Below are 1366 nucleotides of genomic sequence, written 5' to 3' on the forward strand. Positions count from 1 at the left end.
CCGCAAACAAATGGTATATGTGAGCGTTTCCATAAGACGATTTTGCAGGAGTTCTATCAAATTACGTTTAGGAAGAAGCTTTATAGCTCATTGGAAGAATTACAAGTTGATCTAGACGATTGGCTGAAATTCTATAATACTGAACGGACTCATCAAGGAAAAATGTGCTGTGGTCGTACACCACTTGAAACTTTACTTGATGGAAAACGGATTTGGGCTGAGAAAAATTTAGCTCAAATTTAACCTGACAGGCACAATAAAAAATGGGTAACTGTCAGATCAGGTTTGAGCTAGTACAACCTCAAAAGCTTTGACCAGATCATCCAACACAAAATGAACAGCTTGATTCAAATTATCCCATTTGCCACGACGCGCCACCTGCTCTCTTAAAGTGCGATATAAAATTTCCCGTCTTGGATACAAATGCTTGTCGTAACGAGCTTTGACTGCAATGATTGCCTTTGCACTTTTGGCAAGTGTACTGTTCTGAATAAACTCCACCCCACCAAGCATTTGCACATAAGCAATTAAAATATCTGAATAATGCCTTTGGAAAATTTTGGCAGGCAAGTTATTCACCTCAAGTCTTAATGTATTTATCTGCATTAAAAGCTGTGTAATCTGGAATGGCTTGAAAGGGATTGAAACCACATCCCCCATCATTTCTAAATGAAAAGCTGACTGCTCACTCAATGGGAAATCATTCTGCTGCATTCTTTTTATGATTTTTTCTTTTTGATCAATATATGATTGATTCGCTGTTTCTATTAATTCATTATCCAATTCACACTGATAGTAGTAACAAAAGTTTAACCATATATCCTGCTCAAGCTGCTCTAAGCTTGATAATTTTTTATCAATCATAATTTATTAAAATACAGATAATTACATAGCATAATACTACTATATTTTTAAAAGCTAGTACCAATCTACTTTTACTATTTTCAGGATACTAAACTAAATTCATCAAGATAACTGTTAAATTTTAATCATGAATATGTCTTTAAAAATTTCCACATCCGATTACTTATTTATGAAATATCGCTCTATGACAGTAGAACTAATGACAGAGATGGATCCGTAAATTTGAACAACTCCTATAAGTGATATTCTGCTCCTCAAATGATGTTATAAACATCAATATATGGAGTATTTTATGGCACGTAGACCAAGAAGAAATCATTCAAACGACTTTAAGGCTAAGGTAGCACTTGCTGCGATCAAAGCAGAAAAAACACTTGCTGAATTGAGTTCTGAGTTTGATGTTCATCAAAACCAAATTATTGACTGGAAAAATCAATTGATCTCAGCTTCCTCACAAGCTTTCGATCAATCAAAAGCTCCATCAGAACCTCCCATTGATCTT

At 34.6% G+C, this 1366-nt stretch carries 1 protein-coding gene and 2 pseudogenes; 2 read left to right on the forward strand and 1 reads right to left on the reverse strand.

The window, feature by feature from the left end; all coding sequences use genetic code 11:
- On the forward strand, nt 1–243 hold a 243-nt coding region (locus BJN41_RS13935; protein WP_141730399.1), incomplete at its 5' end, for an integrase core domain-containing protein.
- 54 nt (nt 244–297) lie between these two features.
- Here BJN41_RS13935 and BJN41_RS13940 read toward each other — a convergent pair.
- Nucleotides 298–864 (reverse strand): annotated as a pseudogene (locus tag BJN41_RS13940) (hypothetical protein); the annotation flags it as partial.
- Between the two features lie 280 nt (nt 865–1144).
- Between BJN41_RS13940 and BJN41_RS13945 the strand changes: the two are divergent.
- Nucleotides 1145–1366 (forward strand): annotated as a pseudogene (locus tag BJN41_RS13945) (IS3 family transposase); the annotation flags it as partial.

The organism is Acinetobacter towneri (assembly GCF_001758345.1).
Classification (GTDB): Bacteria; Pseudomonadota; Gammaproteobacteria; order Pseudomonadales; family Moraxellaceae; genus Acinetobacter; species Acinetobacter towneri_A.